This is a genomic window from Bacillus australimaris (assembly GCF_001307105.1).
GTDB classification, from domain to species: Bacteria; Bacillota; Bacilli; order Bacillales; family Bacillaceae; genus Bacillus; species Bacillus australimaris.
In genome coordinates this window covers 1-521 of the sequence record NZ_LGYN01000024.1, presented here as the reverse complement: position 1 = coordinate 521, position 521 = coordinate 1, and the positions used below count along the sequence as shown (strand labels likewise).

Here is a 521-nt window from a genome sequence, read left to right as displayed (position 1 = left end):
CAGTGATTCCCGTAGCGCCGGTGCCTCCCGTAGCGCCGGTAATTCCCGTAGCGCCTGACATTGCTAATAATGTGTAATCGCTTGAAAAACTAGGTATGCCTGATGGAGCATTCACTTTAGCCACATACGTACTTCCATTAAAAGTTACGACTTGACCAGCTTCATAGGTTGGTGATTGAGAAGAATCAAATGGAACTGCTGTTGCTAATCCACCAGCAGGGCCAGTCGGCCCAGCTGGCCCAGCTGGCCCAGCTGGTCCTCTCCTACCTCTCCCGCCTCGTAACTCCCTAATTACACATACACATGGAGATTTTCCGCAACAAGAAGCATTTGTTTTTTTGCATGTATCGCAGGTATCATTTTCAAAAGTTCCATACCAGCTTCCTTTTTCTTGATTTTTATATGTTTTCCCACAATATTTACACCTTTTCATAGAGTCACCCCAAAACATACTATGCATCAATTATAGAAAAGTGAATTCAGATTAAAATAATTGAGAATTTACATATTTTATATAATTA

1 pseudogene is annotated in these 521 nt (G+C 41.8%); it reads right to left on the bottom strand.

Annotated elements, in window-relative coordinates:
* Positions 1 to 433 (bottom strand): annotated as a pseudogene (locus tag AKG37_RS19230) (exosporium glycoprotein BclB-related protein); the annotation flags it as partial.
* Between the last annotated feature and the right edge of the window lie 88 nt (positions 434 to 521).